10 protein-coding genes are annotated in these 22027 nt (G+C 68.6%); 6 read left to right on the top strand and 4 right to left on the bottom strand.

Features of this window, described 5'->3' with window-relative positions; translation table 11 throughout:
• The first annotated feature begins 7 nt into the window (after positions 1-7).
• Positions 8-5071, top strand: a complete 5064-nt coding sequence (locus tag AC0693_RS20455; RefSeq protein WP_478802471.1) for a class I SAM-dependent DNA methyltransferase — start codon at positions 8-10, stop codon at positions 5069-5071.
• A 55-nt stretch (positions 5072-5126) separates the two neighbouring features.
• On the opposite strand, the gene AC0693_RS20450 is transcribed toward AC0693_RS20455, so the two are convergent.
• Both AC0693_RS20450 and AC0693_RS20445 read right to left on the bottom strand, forming a co-directional pair.
• Positions 5127-5330, bottom strand: coding sequence for a DUF397 domain-containing protein (locus AC0693_RS20450; protein ID WP_478802470.1), 204 nt, complete (start codon positions 5328-5330; stop codon positions 5127-5129).
• On the bottom strand, positions 5327-6163 hold the full coding sequence (locus AC0693_RS20445) for a helix-turn-helix domain-containing protein (protein ID WP_478802469.1): 837 nt from the start codon (positions 6161-6163) through the stop codon (positions 5327-5329). Before AC0693_RS20445 ends, AC0693_RS20450 begins: the two co-directional genes overlap by 4 nt.
• Before the next feature lie 147 nt (positions 6164-6310).
• Here AC0693_RS20445 and AC0693_RS20440 point away from each other — a divergent pair, with 147 nt between their 5' ends.
• The 3 genes from AC0693_RS20440 to AC0693_RS20430 all read left to right on the top strand — a co-directional run bounded on the left by AC0693_RS20440 (position 6311) and on the right by AC0693_RS20430 (position 7649).
• Positions 6311-6769, top strand: a complete 459-nt coding sequence (locus AC0693_RS20440) for an ATP-binding protein (protein ID WP_478802468.1) — start codon at positions 6311-6313, stop codon at positions 6767-6769.
• Between the two features lie 71 nt (positions 6770-6840).
• A complete protein-coding gene (locus AC0693_RS20435; RefSeq protein ID WP_469336759.1) occupies positions 6841-7119 on the top strand; it encodes a DUF4357 domain-containing protein in 279 nt (92 codons plus the stop codon).
• Between the two features lie 86 nt (positions 7120-7205).
• A complete protein-coding gene (locus tag AC0693_RS20430) occupies positions 7206-7649 on the top strand; it encodes a restriction system modified-DNA reader domain-containing protein (protein ID WP_478802467.1) in 444 nt (147 codons plus the stop codon).
• 50 nt (positions 7650-7699) lie between these two features.
• Here AC0693_RS20430 and AC0693_RS20425 read toward each other — a convergent pair whose 3' ends face one another.
• The gene (locus AC0693_RS20425; RefSeq protein WP_478802466.1) at positions 7700-9295 is read right to left on the bottom strand and encodes an NnrS multi-domain protein; all 1596 of its coding nucleotides are present in this window, start codon (positions 9293-9295) and stop codon (positions 7700-7702) included.
• Positions 9296-9347: 52 nt separating this feature from the next.
• Positions 9348-12641, bottom strand: a complete 3294-nt coding sequence (locus AC0693_RS20420; RefSeq protein ID WP_478802465.1) for an AAA domain-containing protein — start codon at positions 12639-12641, stop codon at positions 9348-9350.
• A 227-nt stretch (positions 12642-12868) separates the two neighbouring features.
• Here AC0693_RS20420 and AC0693_RS20415 point away from each other — a divergent pair, with 227 nt between their 5' ends.
• Together AC0693_RS20415 and AC0693_RS20410 are read left to right on the top strand one after the other, a co-directional pair.
• Positions 12869-19690 carry a DEAD/DEAH box helicase gene (locus tag AC0693_RS20415; protein ID WP_478802464.1) on the top strand — a complete coding sequence of 2274 codons (6822 nt, stop codon included), beginning with the start codon at positions 12869-12871 and terminating at the stop codon, positions 19688-19690.
• Positions 19687-21933, top strand: coding sequence for a UvrD-helicase domain-containing protein (locus AC0693_RS20410; protein WP_469336747.1), 2247 nt, complete (start codon positions 19687-19689; stop codon positions 21931-21933). Before AC0693_RS20415 ends, AC0693_RS20410 begins: the two co-directional genes overlap by 4 nt.
• Positions 21934-22027: the final 94 nt, after the last annotated feature.

Raw genomic sequence — 22027 nt, 5'->3', positions numbered from 1 at the left:
AATCTCCATGACGTACGACTCCCTGGTCAACCGCGGTGAGTACTTCTCCGCGCACTACCTGGCCGAGGTCTTCCCCAAGGATCTCAAGTCCGGCCTGCTGGCCGCCTGGAAGACCCGCGAGGAGGAGGCGAAGTCCTCCGACTCCTCCGAACAGGAACCGCCCTCCGAGGCTATGCCGGTCACTCCCCGCCTGGGCCTGCGCCGCCTGCGCCGCCCTTACTTCCGGACCCGTGCCTTCTTCGCGGAGGCGGCGGGCACCGCCGACGACGCAACGACGTACGACTCCCCGGACTGGCGTGAGCGTGCTGCCTCACTCAACGCCTCGGTCCTCCGTTCCCTGGGCTACGACGCCAAGCCGCAGACCCTGACGGTGACCCGCGCGGATCACACGTACGAGATCCCGGTGGCACACGCCGAAACGGGTCTGGTGGCGGTCGACTGCGGCTGGGCGGCCGAACCGGACGGGGCCCTGGACCCGGAGGGCCCCGGCCGCCTCCTCACCCCCATCTCTCTCGATGCCTCCACCTCCCTCCGTACCGGCTCCAAGCTGGCCTCCTTCCTCTTCGCGAGCGAGGACGCACCGCGGTACGTCCTCCTGCTGGCCGGCGGCGTGATCGTCCTGGCGGACCGGGCCGCATGGGGCGAGGGCCGCTACCTGGCAGCCTCGCTCGACACCGCCCTGGACCGCAACAACATCAAGGACGGCCAGGAACTCGACACCCTGGCGGCCCTGTTCGGAGCGGACTCACTCCGCACCCCGGAGGAGGGCGGCGAGAACCCCCTGGCCGGGCTCGTCGACAAGTCGACGAAGCACGCGGTGGGTGTCTCGTCGGAACTCCGGGACGGCCTGCGCGAATCGGTGGAACTCATTGCGAACGAGGTCCTGGAACGGATCACCAGCCATGACGGCGTCCACCTGGAGGACGTGAAGGAGCTCCCGGAGCTCTCCCAGCAGCTCACCCGCGAGTCGCTCCGCTACCTGTACCGCATCCTGTTCCTCCTCTACGCGGAGGCCCGCCCCGAGCTTGGCATCCTCCCCTCGGACTACCCGGAGTACCACCAGGGGTACGGCCTGGGCCGCCTCGGCGAACTGGTCGCGGAGCGGGACCTGGTGGGCGAGAAGGCCCGCGAGGGTGTCTACCTGTACGAGTCCCTGGACCTCCTCTTCAGCAAGGTCCAGGAGGGATACCGTCCGAGGCGCACGCACGGAGTCGGTGTCAAGGAATCGGAAGACATCGGTCTCCGCTTCGAGCCCCTCCACTCGAAGCTCTTCGAGCCGGAATCGATCCGCCTGATCGGAGCGGCGTCGGTACGCGACCCCCGCCACGACGAGGACACGGACGGCGAGCCCCAGTACCTGGACACCCGGCTCCGCAACGCGACCCTGTACAAGGTCCTGCGGAAGCTGATGCTGACCCGCGGCAAGAAGGGCGAGCGCGGCGGCTTCATCTCCTACGCGCAGCTCGGCATCAACCAACTGGGGGCTGTGTACGAGGGACTGATGTCCTACGCCGGCTTCATCGCGGGCGAGGAGCTGTACGAGGTCGCGAAGAACGGCGACCCGAAGGACGGCTCCTGGCTGGTCCCGGCCTCGAAGGCAGACGAATACGCGGACGCGGTCTTCGTCCGCCGCCGCGACGAGGAGACGGGCGCCGATGTCCGGGTCCGCTACCGCCCGGGTGCGTTCGTCTACCGCCTCTCGGGCCGCGACCGCCAGACTTCGGCCTCGTACTACACCCCGGAATCCCTGACGAAGGTCACGGTCCAGCTCGCCCTCCAGCACCGCCTGGACCAGGACGACACGGTCACCGAGGCCCGGGAACTCCTGGACTGGAAGATCTGCGAGCCGGCCCTGGGCTCGGGCGCGTTCCTGAACGAGGCCATCAACCAGGTAGCTGTGGAGTACCTCCGCCGCCGTCAGGACGAGACCGGCCAGGCGATCGACACCGAGCAGTACCCGATGGAGCTCCAGAAGGCCAAGGCGTACATCGCGCTGCACAACTCGTACGGCGTGGACCTCAACTCGACGGCGGTCGAGCTGGCGGAGGTCTCGCTGTGGCTGAACACCATGCACCCGGGTATGGAGGCCCCCTGGTTCGGTCTGCACCTGCGCCGCGGCAACTCCCTGATCGGCGGCCGCCGCGAGATCTACTCCGCGGAGCGCCTGAAGAAGGGCGGCTGGCTGGGCACCACCCCGGACCGCTTCCCCCTCACGGAAGCCGCCTCGGGCCTCCCCTCCGGCTCGGTCCACCACTTCCTCCTCCCTGCGAAGGAGTGGGGCGCGGTCGCCGCCGAGAAGGAAGCGAAGGCCCTCGCCCCGGATGAAGCGAAAGCCCTGGCCGCCTGGCGCAAGGCGATCACGAAGTCCCCGAACGCCAAGCAGACGACCCGCCTCCAGGGCCTGGCCCGCCGGGCGGAGTACCTGTGGCAGCTGGTGGTCCGCCGCCTGGAGATCTCCGAGCGCGACATCAGCCGCAAGATCGACGTCTGGGGAGCCCAGCCGGAGTGGCTCCGCCAGCCGAAGGAAGCGCTCCAGCGCGAGGATGTCCTGGCGGATCTTGAGGCGGTTGACACCCCGTACTGGCGACTGAGGACGCTGATGGACGCCTGGTGCGCCCTCTGGTTCTGGCCGGTCCAGGAAGTCTCCCTCCTCGACGGCACAAACCCCCGATACCGCCACGCAGCGGAGCTGGCGGAGCAGTCGGCGGCATACGAAGTGGCTGTATCGGACGCGGACGACGATATCGCCGGCGTCCTGATGTCCTGGGAGGAAGACGCCCTCCCCGGTTTCGGCACCGAGACCAAGCAGCTCTCCCTCACCCAGGATGATGTGGCCAAGCGCCGTATGGGCCGCCGCAAGGAAGCCATCACCGAACAGCGCCGCGCGGTGATCCCCCTGGCAAACTTGGACGACTGGCTCGACTTCGCGGAGTCCCTGCTGGGCACCCAGGAGGTCCCATCGGAGTCGCTGGTCGCCGCGTTCGAGTCCCTGACGCAATTGACCCCATACGAGGACGCCCTCCCGGACCTCATGGGTATGGACCGCTCCTACTGGCTGGAGTCCCGCTTCCCCTGGGCGGCCCAGTCAATGGACATCGCCGCACAGCAAGGATTCTTCCACTGGGAGTTGGAGTACGCCCAGATTTTCGTACACGGCGGCTACGACTTGCAGGTGGGTAACCCTCCGTGGGTCCGGCCAGACTGGCAGGAGGACACAGTTCTGGCAGAGCTGGAACCGTGGTTCAAACTCGTCGCGAAGCCGGATATGGACGAGTGGAGCGCTCGGAAGTCGGAAATCCTGCACAAGCACAACCTCCCGTACATGCTGGAGGAACTCTCAGCCACCATGGGGTCCGTCGCATTCCTAAGCAGCCCAGCCACGTACTCTATTATCGCCGGAACGCGCCCTAATCTCTACCGCGCATTCATGAGCCAGGTATGGGACCACACAGGCCGGAATGGCATTGCTGGGCTAATCCATCCTGACACTCATTTCGGCGGCTCAAAAGAGGGACGCCTCCGCGCTGCCACCTACGGACACCTCCGCCTGCACGCGGGATTCGTAAACGGAAAGAACTGGGCGTTTCCCCACCCAGTTGGCCACACCACGGGATTTGGCCTGCACATTTACGGAATCCCCCAAGAGGTTAATTTTCTACACGTCAGCCAACTATACGACGCACAGGCTCTAGCGGGATCACTCAATCACGACGGCACCGGTGAGCTCCCTGGCATCAAGTACCGTGGCGACTGGGATATTCGACCCCACTCAGACCGACTCATCCAGGTTGACCTAAAACGCCTCGAAGAGTGGCGCCACCTGTCAGGCGTCAGCACGTCACCGGTTGACCAAACCCCCCTACTCACCCCTGTCACCAGTGCCGAAGAGGCTGCCATCTCCACGCTCTCGACCATCAAGGATCGCCTTGGGTCTCACGAGCCGAGAATCACCATCGGAATGTTTGAGAACTTGGCGACCAAGAAACTTGGGCTGTACGAACATTCGACAAGCATTCCCGAATCCTTGTCCGACGTCATCATGCAAGGCCCTCACCTGGGAGTTTCGACCCCATTCGTCAAGCAGCCAAAGATTCCTTGCAAAAGCCACCTCGACTGGGCGGCTTTCGACCTCAAAATCCTTCCAACGAACAACATTCCTCGCACCAACTATATTCGAGCCTGCGAATCTGACCGCTATATCTCCGTTCAGGACCGCTGGGACAGCCGCCCATACACTGAGTATTTTCGCCTTGCCTGGCGGGCCATGATTCCATTCGATACCGAACGCAGCTTGTTCGCCGCGATCGTCCCGCCTGGCCCCGCACACGTTCACACGGTGCAATCCATGGCATTGATCGACAACCGCAACACGGCACTAAACGCCGGCTTCTGGGCCTCCCTCCCCTTGGACTATCTCCTCCGTATCACCGGGCGCTCACACCTCCAGGTAGCCGAAGCCCACAAAATGCCTACTGCGGCACCCGACCACCCTCTCGCCGCCCCCCTCCTCCTTCGTACGTTGCGCCTCAACTGTCTGACCGCCGCCTACGCGCCCCTCTGGGAAGAGCTCTTCCATGACACATGGCAGGGCTACGAGGGGTGGGCCCATGCATGGCCGAGCCTTGCGCCGCTCGCTGGTCACCTCACACGCGAGTGGGAGTACGCCAGCCCCCTCCGGATCGAACACGAGCGCCGGGCGGCTCTTGTCGAGCTCGACGCCCTCGTGGCCGTGTGGCTCGGGATTACCGCCGATCAGCTCGTCGCGATCTACAAGTCCCGCTACCCCGTCCTCTCCGACTACGAAGCGGAGATGTACTTCGACGCGAACGGCCGCAAGGTCGCGCGCAATCACAACACCTACGGGCACGGCCAGACCAAGGAGACCTACCCGGCGCTCCTCGATTACCTGGACAACCCGGCCAGCGTCCCGCCGCCCGAAGGGTACGCAGCACCCTTCTACAAGGCCGACCGGGAGACCGAGATGCGGGCCGCGCACGCGCACTTCTCCGCTCGGCTTGACGCGGAGGTTGCCGCCGGCCGGTGGACGCCGCCTGTGAAGGCTGACGCGTAGAGAGACGAACGGGCCGCGCCAACGGAGGTTGGTGCGGCCCGCATTGCCGTGCAGGTCAGTGCGACGTGAAGGCGACGAACTTCGCCCACTGCTCCGCGTCGAAGCTCAGCATGGCCCCGGCCTTGTTCTTCGAGTCTCGGACGTGGACCGAGCCGACGGCATTCGCTACCTCCACGCATTCGCCGCCGTTCCCCGCGCTGTAACTGCTTTTGAACCACGCCAAGCCCTGCGGCAAACGGTCAGCGGCTACCTTGCTCATCTCTCTCCCAGCACCTTCTCGATCAGGGCCTGTGACTCCCTCGGTGTGAGAGCCTGTGCCCGGATGATGCCGTAGGCAACTTCCAACGCCCGCACCTTGCCACGCTCCGAGTGAACGTGGCTGTCACCTTGCACCTCCGTGTAGGAGATCCTCCGCCCATCCTTGATCTCCATCAAGCTGAACGGACCAGCCAGCCCTGCATGTTCCTCCCGCTCGGTCGGCATGACCTGGATCGCAACATTGCGGCGCTGGCTGGACAGCAAGATCTGTTCCAGCTGTCCACTCATCACCCCCGGACCGCCAAGTGGCCGCCTGAGCACCGACTCCTCGATCACGAAGCTGATGGCGGGCATCGGCATCCGGGAGAAGATGGCCTGGCGAGCCAGTCGGGCCGAGACCCGCTCCTCGATGGTCGCTTCATCCAACAACGGCCGCCACATCGCGAACACCGCCCGCGCGTACTCCTCCGTTTGCAACAGCCCGGGCACCGCCTGCACCGCGTACACGTGCAGTTCCACCGCCTCCTTCTCCAGCTTCGCCGCGCCCCTGAAGAACGCCGGGTACTGCGCCCGCGCGACCTCCTCCTTCATCTCGTTCAAGATGTCGCGCGCCCCGAGCAGGTCATCCGCCTGGTCGATGAACTTAGGGGGCGGGATCCGCCTCCCCTGCTCGTACGCCGCGATGGTCGACGCCGAGTAGCCCGTCCTCGCCCCGAACTCCGCCCGTTCCAGCCCCGCCCACTCCCGGAACCGCTTCAGCTGGCGCCCGAAGACGTACAGAATGGCCGCCCCGGACTCGGCCTCGTAGCCTGCCCCCGACTGCTGATCGTCCATGATCCGCGCCTCCCGCGCCCAACGTCCCGGTCGTCCCGCCGGTCACGCCCCGTACCGCCGACACCCTCCGCACCGACGCGTACAGCCCGCGCCCGTCAGTGCGTCACTCCTGGTCAACGTTACTCACGCAACGCCACCGTTGGCCTCATGAAGCCCACAACTCCCCCCACCCAATCCGCAGCCGAGTTCCACACTGCCGCCCATGAGTTCGACATACGGTTCACTTCCACCCCACGCGGCGCACGGCTCGCCCGCCGTCTCGTCTCGCACCGCCTCCACGAGTGGGGCCACCCGTACGGCACGGCAATCAACGACACCGTCACCCTCATCGCCGCCGAGCTCACCGCGAACGCCGTTCGCCACGGGCACGTCCCCGGTCGGGACTTCCACCTCCGCCTCACCGTCAACGCCGAAGCCGAAGCCACCACCATCCGCATCGAGGTTGCCGACACCCGCACCGAGCGGACCCCCGCCCTCACCACACCCGCCCCGGACTCCGAAGCCGGCCGGGGCCTGGTCCTCGTAGCGGCTCTCGCCACCCGTTGGGGCATCACACCCCGCCACCCCGCCCCCGGCAAGACCGTCTGGAGTGAGGTGGACACCTGAGCCCCTTGACCGCGGTTTCACTCTTATCGTATCTTTCACTCCAGAAGAGAAACCGAACCGGGGAGAGAATCGTGTACCTGCCTCCGTCCACCGTCACCCTCCCCACCCTCATCGCGCGCGGAATCCTGCACCCGGGTACAGTGCTCCACTGGGCACGCCCGCAGTCCGGCGAGACGCACAGCGCCTTCCTCCTCGACGATGGCACCCTGGCCCTCACCGACGGAACGCGCCACAACACACCCTCCGGCGCGGCCAGTCACGTCGTCGGGCGCCAAGAGAACGGCTGGGAGGCGTGGAAGACGGCGAACGGGAAGCCCATCTCGACCCTCCGATACGGCCTCGCCGTGTAGCACCGCCTTTCACTTTCACTTTTTCCTCTCCCGAAGAGTCAAGGTAGACTCTCTTCAGAGAGAATGAAGGAAAGAAGGGCCACGCCGTGGACAGGCAGATCCAGGTCGACGAAGAGGTGTACGCCCAGCTCCAGGAGCGGGCCGAGCCGTTCGTGGACTCGCCGAACTCCGTTCTGCGGCGACTGCTCGGCCTGCCGGACACCAGCGGCGACGGTGGCGGCGGCGGCGAGGTCAGTAGCGCACCCGAGGCCAAACGGCGCGTTGTACGCGTCCCCAAGCGGGGGGCCCTCGAACCACTCATCAGGGACGGCAAGCTCGTCGTCGGTCAGGCCCTCATGTGGAAGCGTCGTAATCACGGTGATGCCCACAAGGCGACCGTTCTTGCCAACGGCCGACTGGAGCTCGACCACGACGGATCCCACCACGGCACGCCGTCGGCCGCCGCCGCCGGTATTGCCGGTTACCCGGTCAACGGGTGGATCGTCTGGGAGACCGAGGACGGAACCGCTCTCGCGGACCTCCGCGGCTAGCTCTGCCCGGTCCTTCGCACCGATGAAGGCCGCATGCACTGTGCTCGGGATCAGCCGCCCTTCGGCAGGCTCTCGTACGAGAAGGTGCACCGGACCGTCCCGTCGGCCACCGGCACGAGGCGTACCTGCTCGGCCGGCATCTGCAACGCCTTGCCCGCGGGCTCGTCCCACAGCGAGACCGTTCCGCCAGCCTCCCCGAAGGAGACGTACGGGCGCTCCGGACGCAGGACGCCGCCCTGGCTGCTGAGCTTCGCCGCAGGGACGGTCGGCTCGATGCACGTCCACTCAGGCTCCAGCCCAAAGTAGGAGGGCAGATCGGCCTTCCGGACCGCCGCCGCGCGGAAGTCCTTCACCGCATCGCCCACCGAGTCCAGTACTCCGGCCACGCACATCGTCACCACGGTCGCCTGGATGATGACGTACAGCGGGACGCGGAGTCGGTCGACGGGGCTGACGAACGACGCGTGCACGTGCTTCGCGATGCCCCACAGGGCCGGCACGAGCAGGACGAAGCTCAGCAGGCTCAAGAGCTTCACCGCCGATGCGGCCTGCCAGATCGGCGGTACGTCGAGGTCTGCGGGCGTCAGGTCGAGGCTGTCCGCGTACATCGCGTGCAGCACCGACCCGGAAGACACCACGAGGGACGCGGCAGCCGCGAAAGCCAGAGGCACCGCCCAGGCTAGCCATTCCCCCCACGTCCACTGCCGGACCAGGAGCCAGACACCTCCGACTGTCGCCAGGACCGCGGAGACCGACAGCATCTGGACCGGGGTCCAGCCCCGGCTGTCGCCCATGTCCGCGCCGAAGGCGACGGCAAGGAAGAAGACGGCCACCGCACCGCACAGGAAGAGGCTGCCTGCACGGCCTCCGGACGCGAACATGCCGCGCGCCAGCCTGGCTCCCATGAGGAAGCACAGAACCGCCATCCCGGCCCATACCCACGTCCGCACACCGCTGGCTTGCCGGGCGACCACCGCGCAGAAGGTCATCACGAACAGCCAGCCCGCGAAGCGGCTCGCCCTGCGGTGGAAGTCCTCCTCGCGGCGCGGCACGATATGGCTTCGCTCCCGGCCAGAGACCGCCCGCACATCGGTGGCGGGCCCCGGGGCGGAACCGCCGGCCAGGTCCATGCGCGAGAGCCGGCGGGCTTCCGACGCCGTGCCCGTGACCACGGTGCCGGTGTCGTGGTACCCACGCCTCTCCGTGAAGCGTGCCCGTGCCACCGCGGCCGTGCGGCGCAGCCTTGCCATGGGCGTCAGCGGCCTCGGATCGGGTACGCGCCGCGGCCGGTGGGCAACGGTGTGCGCCCACCAGACGGTCAGCTGCTCCCGGTCCCGGTCCACCGGCTCAGGGCGCCGGGCGTACATCTCCAGCGTTTTCCGCCGTGCCAGCCGCTCTACGTGCCAGGCGGCCGCCCGCCCGGTACGCCGGCTGCGGGCTCCGAAGAAGCGAACTTCGACGGAGTACATGCGTGCTGAGGCGTCGGCCCTCAGCACCCCCTGAGTTGCTCCTTCACCTCTCGCGAACGAGGTGACGACCGGCCAGCCCTGCTCCTCGAAGGCACGTTCCGCCTCCTCCCAGTCGCGTTGTCCGCCCCGCACCTCGACCAGCACCAGTACCCGTTGGTCGTAACGCTTCCCCGACATCGGTTGCCCCTCTCCCGACACTCCGGTCACCACACTCCGAAGATGTCAGCCCCTACTTCGTCCACGGGCGGCGCCACAGGTCGATGTCCTTCTTCCAGGCCTTGTTGCCGCCGCCCGTCGGACACTGCGCGTTGTAGCAGCGCCAGTACCAGTTCTCCTTCGCCCCGCGCCTGATCTCGATGTCGTCCTGCCCGCACCTGGGGCACTTCGGCGGACGGGCGAAGATCTCGGCGTGCTCGTGGGTGAGGATCTTGCGGGCGAAGTATGCTCCGCGCATCGTCACCATGACCTCGCGGGTCCAGCTCTGGGACAGGGCGTTGAGGCTTCCGAGCATCACCGTCTTCTCGTCCACGACCACGATCTTCTGATGCATGACGTGCATCGGGACCACCGTGTGGACGATTGCGCGCAGGTCTTCGACGAGAGACGCGTTGGCGGGCTTCTTCTGGAGCTGATCGCCGGGGTCGCGTACGAACACGGTGACCCGTACTCCCCGGTCGACGGCCGCGCGCAGCTCGGGGAGGATCATCCGGACGCGCCTGGCCACCCACGGGGTCCACAGCCACAGGGATGTCTTCGCACTCCTGATGGCGGCGACGAAGGACGCGTAGAAGGTCGTCTCGTCGTCGACATCGCTGACTTCCACGTGCCGCGAGAGGACCTCGGCCAGGCGGTCGCCGAACTCTCCGCGGGTCACGTCCACCTCGGGCGGTGTGATCAGCGACTTGGCGGGGAGGACCCGTACTCCCGGAGTGCGGATCAGGGCGTGCAGCTGCCCGAACGGGGAGTCCGGCGCCTTCCGTGCGACCTCCTGGATGCGCGTGCCGCTCGCGATGACGTACACACGGGTCTGTACGCGGGTCACGGCCACGTTGAACAGCCTGATCCCGTCTCGCATCCAGTCGCTCGCCTCCGGCGCGCGCGATGCTTTCGCCATCCACAGCGGCCGACCGTGTTCGCCCTCGACCGTGTCGAAGACGACGATCGGGAACTCGCGCCCCTGGAACCGGTGCGCGGTGCCCACCTCGGCGCTCGGACTGCCGTCGTGCTCGATGTCGCGCAGTGCCTCGAGCGTGGCCTCGGCCTGGTCTCCGTACGGGGTGACCACGCCGGTGGTCTCGCCGTCCGCGCCGTGCAGATCGATCAGGGCCCGGGAGAGGAGCGGTCCCGCCGGCCACCAGCCCCTGCTGGGACCGGTGAGGTGGACGTGGGCGAGTTCGTGGAGGCCATCGGTGTCGATCAGCACGATCTCGGGGTCCTCGGGGCTCCTGGAATCGCGTACGACAGGACCTGCCTGCAGCACACCGCCGTAGGCCAGGCCGTTCACCAGGCCCATCACCGCACGGCCGAACCGGTTCTGGGTCACCAGGGTCGTGCAGGCGGGGTGCATCCGTGCCGCCGCCGGGTCGGTGATGCCGCAGTGCTGGAACACGTCCGGTACGAGCCAACGCTGGATGTCGGGGCGCTTCTTCTCCTTCAGTGCACGAGGGACGACGGGGCCCAGCTGCATGAAGTCCCCGAGGAGCACGGCCGCCTGCTGGGCGCGGGCGACGGCGAGCAGGACCTCCGGCAGGGAGGCGGCACCGACCTCGTCGATGAGGACCACGTCGTAGTGGCCGGAGAAGACATGGCGGTTGGTACGGAAGCGGGCCAGGGTCGTCGCGACGAGGCGGGCGTTCTTGATGATCTCGCCCTGGGCGTCACGGGCGAGTCGCTCGTACTCCTCCTGGCTGTCCTTGTACTGCTGCTCCAGCACGCCCTTGCGAGCCGCTTCGGCGGCGACGGCGGGGCGCAGAGCCTCGGCCTTCCCGTGCCGGGTCGGCCGGCCCTGCTGCTCGGCGGTGGCGATGAGCGTCTCGGCCGAATGTGCGCGGCGGGCTGCATTCTCGGCCGCGGCAAGGGCCTCCCGCAGTTCCGCCGCGGACCGGGTGAGGGTCCGGTGATCGGCTGCGGCTTCGCGCACAGCACCGTCACGTCGGTCGATCTCCGTACTGGAGAAGGGGATCGTGCGGGTCATCCCCCCCGTCTGCGCGGCGATCTGCGCGCGGCGCCGGTCGGCGATGTCACGCGCCTTGCGGGCATGCTCGTACGCATCTTCGGCGTGGAGGCCCGCATCGTCTTGCGCAGCTTTGGCATTGGTCAGTTCGCTGCGTGAGCGCAGTTTGGCGAACCCGCCCCGGCTCTCGATTTCGCGTAGGACGCGCTGGGTTTCGCGCAACCGCTCCTCGGTCTGAAGAGCGGCGGACTCGGCTGCCGTGGCAGCCTCTTCCACCCGGTCGGCTTCGTCGAGGAGTGCGTCGACCTGCTCCCAGAGGTGACGGGAGTCCGCGGCATCGTCGCGGTCCTTCACGGCCCGGGCCACAGCACGGTCGGCCGCGGCCAGCGACTGCGCGGCCTCCCGCACGGCCTGATCCAGTTCCGTCACTCGTACATCACGGGAGGCGGCATCGCCGAATGGCTCCGCCACCAGGGCCCTGGCCTTCGCGTAGGCCGCCGCGTCGAACCGTACGAGGCCCGCGTCCAGCTCCGCGAGGTCCTCCGCCCGTCTGCGGATGGTCAGCAGCTCCGCCGAGGTGGCGGCACGCCGGGCCTCTACGGCGGCCAGCCGGCCCCTGACCATGAGGGGCAGGGACACCTCCGGGTTGTCGGCAATCTCCTTGAGCTGGGGCGGTCCCACCCGGACGACGTCGCCGGGATGGTGGAGGCGACCCCTGAGGACGCCCTTCAGGGCGTTGTCCACGGCGATGTTGGTCGCGGAGACCAGCAGGACCCGCTTGCCCGCGGCGATCAGATCACCGATGGCCAGGGTGAGGACCATGGTCTTCCCCGTCCCGGGAGGCCCCCATACCAGCCGGACGCCCGTCCCCAGGCATGCCCGGTACGCCTCAGCCTGCTCGGGGAACAGGCCGGCCGGTGCCTCGGTCCGGGCGGGTTCACCAGCAGGGTTGCCGGAGGCGAGGAGGCTGCCGAGCGGGGAGTCGCCCAGTCCCGCGAGGCCGTTCCGGAGGGCCTCCAGGAGGAAGGTCGGGGGCTGTTGCAAGACCCACAGGAAGGGGTCGGCAGGATCCGCGAACTCGGCGATTCTGACGGTCAGCGACGAAGCGCTCTGGACGATCCCGGTGACGGCGAATCCGGCTTCCACCGCGGACTCCTCCGGCCCGGCAAGTCGGAGGCCTTCCAACTGGTCCGGATTGAGCTCGGTGCCACGCAGGTCGACGGCGTAGCTTCCCGGATCGCCCGCACGGGTCGCCCTGCCGATCCTGCGCCATCTCGGGCGCTGACCCGCTCCCCCTTCCACCGCGATCCACTCGTCGACCGCTGTGGTGATCTCCTCGCGCCAGCCCAAAGCTCCCCCTTTCGGCTCGCGAATGGTAGATCTTGAAGGGGTGCCCACACCACGCATTGTGTGAAAGCGGCACCCTTCACAGGGGGAAACGAAAGGTTCGAGACTCGGAGCCGTTCCTATTCGGCCATGCCCCGGTTTCCGCCACCCGGACTACCGACCCGCGTGTCCGAGGCGGCATATACCGTTGGCGCAGCTCGCCGACTTGTTGTGAATCGAAGGAGAACGCCGTGAGGCCCACGCTGGCCGCCGCACAGTTGCGGGGCAGTCTCACCCAGTACCTCACGACGACGTACGCGCTCACCGACGAGGACACCCGAAGGGCGCTGGAGCGGTTCCTGGAGCATCCGGAGACCGGAATGTTCCGCGGCCCCTATCTACGGATCAGGACGCCCTTCCACAAGGCGAAGGACGGGTGGGAAAAGCACCTGGGGTGGAACCCCGGATTCACTCCCTACCGGCACCAGGCGAAGGCGTACGAGCGCCTGAGCACGCTGCACGGCCCGGCCCGGCCGACCCTGGTCACGACCGGCACGGGTTCGGGAAAGACCGAGTCCTTCCTCATCCCCGCACTCGACCACTGCCGCCGCGAGAAGGCCCTCGGCCGTCGCGGGGTCAAGGCCGTGCTGCTGTACCCGATGAATGCGCTCGCCTCCGACCAGGCGAGCCGTATCGGCGACTACCTGGCGCAGCCCGAGCTCGCCCAGGTGACGGCGGGGCTCTACATCGGCGACCGGCCGGACACCGATTTCCGTCGGGTGATGACGCGGCGCGAGGAGATGCGGCAGTCACCGCCCGACCTGCTCATCACGAACTACAAGATGCTCGACCTGCTGCTCCAGCGGAGCGAGGACCGGGCCCTGTGGCAGGACTCCCGGATCCAGTACGTGGTGCTGGACGAGTTCCACACGTACGACGGGGCACAGGGCACGGACGTCGCCATGCTGCTGCGCCGTCTGGCCATGACCACCGGCCAGAGCGAGCCCGGACGCCCGCTCGGCTCGATCTGCCCGGTGGCGACATCGGCGACGCTCGGCGAAGCCGGACCGGGAGCAGGCCCCGGCGGCATTCTGGACGTGGCGGCGCAGGTCTTCGGGATGCCGTTCCCCTCGGACGCCCTGGTGGGCGAGGAACGGATGACTCCGGAGCAGTTCACCGGCTCGGTGAACTACGGGCTGCCCGAGCCTCCTTCGCCCGAGGAGGTCATCGCCTGCTCGGGCGGACCGGACGTGGTCTCACGCCCCGACAAGCTGGATCTCAATGCCCTCGCGGCACGGATGCTGGGACAGGAGGGCCTGTCGGCGTTCGAGATCGGGCGACTGCTCAAGCAGCACGACTTCACCCAAGGGGTGCTCTCCCTCCTGGACGGGGATCCGCTCAGCGAATGGGAGTTGCGGGACCGCCTCGGCCGGTTCGGCTACGCCTGGGGGCGTACGGCCCGGGAGAACCCGCGCCTCGCGCTCGCCGCCCTCGCGCGCTTCGTGGCCCTGCTGTCCGCCGCCCGCGATCCGGAATCGGACGAGCGCCGCCCGCGGCCGCTGCTCCACGTGGAGACCCATCTCTGGGTGCGACCGGTGGGACGGATCCTGCGCGGAGTCGGCCCCGGCAAGCCCGAGTTCCACTGGTACGAGGACGATCGCAATCGGCGTTCAGCCCTGCCCGCGGTCCCACCGGAGGGCGGCGAGGAATCCGAGGCCGGTCGGATCGGTCCGGTGACCCGCTCGCACCGGGCCCAGTCCGTGATCGGCTCCGACACCACGGTCCGGCAGGCGAGCGTGCGCTTGCCGGCCGTGTACTGCCGCACCTGCGGGCGCTCCGGCTGGGCAGCCATCTCCCCCGAAGCCGATCCGCAGCAGCTCGTGATGGCCCACGACAAGATCTGGCGCGCGAGCGTGGGCCGGGAGAAGCGGCGGGTCCGCTACTTCATCGCCGCCACGCCTTCGGAACAGCAGGACGCGCTGGCGGCGGTCGGGCGGTCCCGGCCGGCAGCGGGAGGCGGGCAGCTTCCGGCACTGATCCTGGACGGCGCCCAGGGCACCTACCGACTGCCAGTCGCCCAGGACGGCGGGAACCTCCAGGACGCCTGCTTCGTCTTCGCGATCACGGACAAGAAGACCGCCGACAAGGCATCCGTCGATCAGCGCTGCCCCGCCTGCGACACCGACAACTCGATGCGCTTCCTGGGCACCCGGCTCGCAGCCCTCGCGGCCGCGACGGTGACGCAGTTGTTCACCGGTCAGGAAGTCGCGCTGGAAGCGGACGAGCGCAAAACGCTCCTGTTCAACGACTCGACCCAGGATGCCGCCCACCGGGCGGGATACGTGGCGAACCGGTCGTTCACCTTCTCCCTGCGATCGCTCCTCGCGCGCAATCTGGACGAGTCGGGCCGCCCCTTGGCGCTCAACGACCTGATCGGTAACGTGCTCGACTCCGTCGAGGGCCCCCAGGCCCTTGCCGCCGTCGTCCCGCCGGACCTGTACGACGAGCCCGGCGTGGACCGGCTGCTCTCCGGGAGGGGTACGGGCGACCTGCAGACCTGGAAACTGATCGGTGAGCGGCTCGCTTTCGCCACGGTGATGGAGTTCGGTCTCCGTTCCCGGCAGGGCCGCACCCTGGAGCTGACCCGGACGGCGGCTGCCGAGGTCGTCATCGAGGACCAGCACCGGATCACGATGCTCGCGCGCGACATACACATGACCCTGCCCGGCCAGCTCCTCGGCACCGGCCTGCCGACGGCCGAGCGCTACCTGGCCTTCGTACGCGGGCTGCTGGAGCGAGTGCGGCTGCGCGGCGGGATCCGGCACAGGTGGCTGGAGCCCTGGATGAAGGACGCCGGGGTGACCCGGTTCAAGATCTGGGGCGGTCGGCCCGACGGCATGCCCGCCTTCCCGGACGGTGTGGCCGCGCCACGCTTCGTACTGGACGGCGAGAAGGGCAAGTCCGACTTCGACTCGATGACAGCTCGCGCCGGCTGGTACCAGGACTGGGCGCGCCGCTGCCTCGGGCTCGACGCCGCCGGCGCCGGCGAGTACCTCCGCCGGATCCTGCCCGCGCTGGTCGACGAGGGACTCCTTGCCGTGCGTACCGCGCAGGACCGGACCACGAAGGTCTACGGCCTGCAGCCCGGCCACGTCGAGGTGCGGCTCCTCGAGGACGACATCGTCAACAAGGCGTTCGTGGCCTGCGAGGCCTGCGGCTGGCAGCAGGTGGTGCATCCCTCCCGGCGGACCCGCTGGTATGGGCACCCCTGCCCCCGGTACCGCTGCCGCGGCCAGATCACCGCGCCCCAGCCGGGCACGGCCACCGTGTCCTCGTCCGGTTCCACGAGCTTCGGAGGCCCCCGCCCGCGGGACTACCGCGACGACTACTACCGCCACCTCTACCGGACGGGCGGCACCTTCCGGGTGGTCACGGCCGAGCACACCGGCATGCTGACCCGGGCCCAGCGCGAACGGGTGGAGCGGACCTTCCGCGACGGTACCCACTACACCGACCCGAACGTGCTGTCGTGCACCCCCACACTGGAACTCGGCATCGACATCGGGGACCTGTCCGCGGTTCTGCTGGGGTCGCTTCCGAAGGGTCCGGCCAACTACGTGCAGCGCGCGGGCCGGGCGGGCCGCAAGACGGGCAACGCCCTGGTAGTGGCTTTCGGCGGCCGCCGGGCCCGCGATCTGTACTACCTGGACGAGCCCCGGGAGATGATCGCCGGGGACATCGTGCCACCCGGCTGCTACCTGTCCGCCGTGGAGATCCTGCGCCGCCAGTACACGGCCCATCTGCTGGACCTCGCGGCCCGGGGCCGGCTCTCCACGAGCGACGGCGAGCAGCTCCAGCCGGCGCCGCGCCTGGTGTCCGCACTGTTCGGCAGCACCGCCTGGTGCCAGGAGCTCGCGGACGCGGCCCTTGCCCATGGCGCCGTTCTCGTCGAGGCGTTCCTGGAGCTCTTTCCGTCACTGCCCGGCCAGGCGGACACCGGGATCTCCGACCAGGCCGCCGCGGAACTGCGGAAATACGCGTGCGGCGGGATCGTACGGGCTCTCCAAGAGGCCGAGGAGGAATGGACCGGGCGCGGGGAGGAGCTCCGGCGCCGGATCCGGGCCATCGACACGGCGATGGACCAGCTCGTCCGCAGCGATCCCGAACAGGAACGCGAGTGGCGCGAGCTGCGTGCCGAGCGCTACGCGACGGGCAACCTGCTGCGCGACCTCAACCAGACCAGTGCGCACGGAGCACTCGTCGAGCTGGGGCTCCTGCCCAACTACACCCTGTCCGACACCACCACCCAGCTGGAGGCCACGCTCTACTGGACCGAGCAGCCGGAGACCGAAGGGGCGAAGAAGACCTACCGCAGCGAGGTACGGGACTATGAGCGTTCCCGTCGGTCCGCTCTTTCCGAGCTGGCTCCCGGAAACAGCTTCTACGTCAACGGCTACAAGCACGTCGTCCGAGCGCTGGAGATCGGCAGCCCCGAGCGCCGTGCCTGGTCGGTGTGGCGCCTGTGCCCGGCGTGCGGCTACGCCCGTACCGAGAACGCGGAGGCCGACGCCTCCCCCTGCCCGCGCTGCGGCGGGCGGGAGATCGCCGACGCCGGCTGTGTCCAGCGCGTGCTCCAGCCGAAGCGGGTCATGTCGCGGGACAAGCGGGACGACGCCCGCGTCCGCGACGACAAGGACGAGCGTGACAGCAGGCGGTACGCCGTGCTCACGACGGTGGACATCGACCCAGTGCACCTGGCCCCGGGTTCCTGGCGCCACGACACGGCGGTCTTCGGTGTCGACTTCACCCGTCAGGCGCTGGTGCGCACGCTGAACCTGGGCATCGACCGGCAGGACGGCAGCAGCACCGTGCCCGTCGCGGGGGCGGATGTGAGGATCAACCCCTTCTACGTGTGCACGAGTTGCGGTGGTGCCACCTCCGAGGGCCGCCCCGTCGTGGACCACCACCAGGATGCCCTGACCGAATCCCTCGCCGCCGCGACCAGGGCCAGTGCGCACCACCAGCTCTGGTGCCCGCGCCGCAAGGTCCGTACGAACACTCCGGAGGGCCAGGGCAAGGGCGAGGACGTACCCCTGCTCCTGGCCCACGAATTGACCACCGAGGCCGTCAGGATCCTGCTTCCCGCCTCGGTCGCCCGCGTCAAGGAACGCCTCGCCTCCTTCACCGCCGCCCTGTTCGTCGGCATTGCCGCCCGCTACGGCGGCGACCCGGACCACATCGACATCACGGCGGCGTCCATGCCCGACGGCACCGACCCCGAATGGCCGCGCCGTTTCCTCGTCGCCTACGACTGGCTGCCGGGCGGCACCGGCTACCTGCACCGCCTCGCAACCTCCGAGGGCTTTCGCGAAGTACTGCTCAAGGCCCGCGAGGTGATCGAGAGCTGCCCCTGCATCGAGAAGGGCCTCGACGGCTGCCACCGCTGCCTCCTCCGCCGAGTCCCGGCCTCCGACTACGACAAGGTCAGCCGCAACGAAGTCCGCCAGATGCTCGACGAACTACTGGGGGGCGACGGCAGCGGCTGGGCCACCTCACCGGTTCGGGCCACCCACCAGATCCCGCTGGAGCAGCAGGCCGAGAGCGATCTGGAGGTCATGTTCCTGGAGACCTTGGGTGACTGGGCCCAGCAGCCCTCGGCCAGGGCCAGCGCGGATGCGTACACGACCACGGCCGGGACGTACTCCATGGACCTGCGGCTGACCGACGCCGACGGGGCCACCGTCAGCTGGCGGGTCTCCCAGCAACGCGTACTCGACGGCACCCGCCCGGACGTCCTCTTCGAGCGCACGGACGCACCCGGTCCGCGGATCGCGCTCTACCTGGACGGATACGAGTTCCATGCCGGGCCCAAGCACAAGGACAGGCTCGCCGACGACGCCCTCAAGCGCACCCGGCTGCGCGCCGACGGAGTGCGGGTCTTCCAGCTCACGTACTACGACGTCAAGGACTGGCGGACCCGGGTCCGGGACACCGGCTATGCGAGCACGGGGCCCGAGCAGCCGGTCTGGGTGCCGTACGGGGAGCAGGGCCAGAAGCGAGCGCGCGACTACTACGCGAGCGTGCACCGGGGCCTCCCGGGCGAGCTCTCCGCGACCGTGTGGGTGAATCCGGCAGACATCCTGCTCGCTCATCTGCGCGCACCGGACGCGGCCCTGTGGCAACACCGCGCCGAGGCCGCCGTCGCGGGGCTGCTGACCACCGGAACCCGCATCGCCGCGCTGCAGCCGCACGCAGTCGGCCCACAGCTCGTCCCCGTCCTGAGGGGCGCTGCCCCCCAGGGTCCGAAGGGACCCGTTCAGCTGTTCTCGGCCGTCGACGCCTCCGGCTGCACGGTGGCGGCCGTGGCAGACGGTCGGCACAGGCCTCCGGTGTGGAGCGCGCTGACCGTGCTCGACGACAGTGACCGGGTCCTGTCGGACGAGGCTCGCCACAAGAAGCGCTGGCAAGCCTGGCTCTACTGGAGCAACGTCATGCAGTTCCTGGACCACGGCGGTGGTGACAGCGTCCAGTTGACGACCGGTCAACTGGGCGGCTTCACCGCTGACGGGCTCGCAGTAGCGGGCGGACCGGGCTGGCTCACCTCCCAGGGTATCGAGAGGCCTGCGCCGGAGTCGGACGACGCCGCCCCGCAGCCCGCCAGTCCTCCTGCCGGTCCGACGGCCTCCGGTCCGGCCCACCCCTCAGGTGCGCCCCACGACGCGGCCTGGGAACAGGTAATGGAGTTCCTCGACCCGGAGGAACCCGGGCTGCTCACCCTCTGCCAGGGCCTCGCCGCGCTCGACGCGGCACCTCCAGCTGCCGGCTACGAGTTGGACGAGCACGGATGGATGGCCGAACTTGCCTGGCCGACCGCCCGGATCGCCATCGTGACGGCCCACCGTCCGGTCGACGGAGAACGGGACCACGACGCCGAGGACCGGGACAAGGCGTTCGCCTCGGCAGGCTGGTGGGTCCGTACCGCTTCCGGCTGTAGCGCCCAGGACATCGCCCAGCTCCTCGCCTCGGCCGAGGGTGAAGACACGAACACGAACGACGGAGACCAGAAGCGATGACGACCACGGGCGTGACCCTGCGTCTGCTCGACAAGGCGGACAAGGAGATCCTGCGGCTGCCCCGCGCGGTCAAGGGGGCGATCTACGACTTCCAGCACAAGTTCAAGGAGAACCCTCAGCTCCGGGGACTGCGCCTGAAGCAGCTGGAGGGCCACGACCGGCTTTGGTCGGCCCGTATCAACGACGAGTACAGGGTCCTGCTGCTGCGCCTGGCAGACACCGACTGGCTCATCGTCTCGGTCAAGCACCGCAAGGAGGCGTACGAGAAGCTCGACCGGCTCTCGTACGGCATCAACCGGATCACCGGCGGCATCGAGTACGTCGACCTCGAGATCGTCGAGGAGAGCGTCCTGCGCCGGGCGGCCACTCCTGCGGCCGCAGCCTCCCCGGCCCCCGCACCCGACCCCGCCCCCCTCCTGTTGTTCGCCGCGTTCTCGGACCAACAGCTCATCGACCTCGGTGTGGCAGCACCACTCGTTCCGGTCGTCCGCACACTTACCACCGAGGATCAGCTCCTCGGCCTGGCCGAGTACGCGCCTCAACTCACGGCGGAAGTGCTCCTCGCGCTCCACGACGGCGCGTCGTACGACGCGGTGCTCGAACAGATCACTGCACCCGTCTCCACCCCGGACATCGACCCCGATGACTTCCGGGCTGCTGCCGAGCGGCCGGCCACGATGGTCACCACCACGGACGAGGCACTGCGCGAAGCTCTGGAGGGTGGTGACTTCGGCCGCTGGAAGGTCTTCCTTCACCCGACCCAGTCCAAGCTGGTCGACCGCGAGTACTCGGGTCCCGCGCGAGTCGGGGGCGGCCCGGGCACCGGAAAGACCATCGTGGCCCTCCACCGGGTCAAGCACTTGGTCGACCGGCTGCCTCCGGGCCGCAACAAGCCCGTGCTCCTGACCACTTACAACAAGAACCTTGCCGCCGACCTGAAGTCCCGCCTCCTGCAGCTGGGCGGCGAGGAGCTGTTGGCGCGCGTGGAGGTCAGCCACGTCGACCAGCTCGCACTGCGCGTCGTGCGTGAAGCCGAGCCCGGCAGCTCCAAGCAGACCCTCGACGAGAGTCAGGCGCTCCGCGAGTGGCGTGCCATGCTCGACGAACTGGGTGAGACCGGGTGGGACGCCCAGTTCCTGCACGACGAGTGGACGCAGGTCATCCTCGGACAGGCCGTCGCCTCCCGCACCGAGTACTTCCGCGCACGGCGAGCCGGGAGGGGCAAGAACATCGGGCGGGCCGAGCGCGCCGAGATCTGGCAGCTCGCGGAGCGGTTCACCCAGCGGCTCGACCGCCTCGGACGGCAGACCTGGGAGCAGGTCGCCGAGCGTGCGGCCCGGCTCGAAATGGACCGCGAGCGGCGGATCCACACCATCGAGCGTCAGCGGGAGGAGGCGGGCGGCCTCGACAACATTCATCTCCAGGCCGGCTCCGCCGGCTGGCTGCGCCACCGCTTCCAGCACATCGTGATCGACGAGGCACAGGACTTGCGGGCGGCCCACTGGAAGCTGCTGCGAGCCATGGCGCCGCGTACCAGCAACGACATCTTCCTCGTGGGTGACACGCACCAGCGCATCTACGGCAACCAGGTCACACTCGGAAGCCTGGGCGTCCACATCCGCGGACGCTCGGCCAAACTGACTCTGAGCTACCGGACGACACGCCAGATCCTCGGGTCCGCCCTCGGCGTGCTCAGCGGCGAGAGCTACGACGACCTGGACGGCAGCACCGAGGACCTGGCGGGATACCGGTCCGTCCTCACCGGAGGCATGCCCGAACTGCACGGGTGCGAGGACTGGGAATCCGAGCAGGAATCGATCGCCTCGCTCCTCACCGACTGGATCGCCCTGCCGACTCCGCCCGGCCAGATCGCCATCTGTGTTCCGACCAACGCCATGGCGAGCGAGCTGGCTTACACCCTCGCCCACAAGGGGATCAAGGCTGTCGAGATCGGCCCCGAGGGCCCCCGCGGAGACGAAGGCGTCCACATCGGCACGATGTTCCGCTTCAAGGGACTCGAGTACCAGCGCATGGTCATCTCGGGGGTTCGGGACGGACTCGTACCCCGGGAGGCGGTCACCCGTCTTCAGAGCACCGATGCGGTCCGCTACCGACGTGAGCTCCAGCGGGCCCGTTCTCTGCTCTTCGTCGCAGCCACCCGGTCCCGGGACAGCCTCGCCATCTTCTGGCACGATCGTCCGAGCCCGTTCCTCGAGCCGCTCATGCGCCTGGCTGCCTCATGAGCACGGTGGCACGCTCCCTCGTTGTCAAACGGCATCGGGCATCGCATCGACCTCTGACGAGACGAGACGAGACCGGCGCCGAGAGCCGCACACT

This window comes from Streptomyces sp. NPDC043876 (assembly GCF_056435825.1).
Note: the sequence above shows the minus strand (reverse complement) of the source record. Positions and strands in the feature narration are given on the sequence as shown.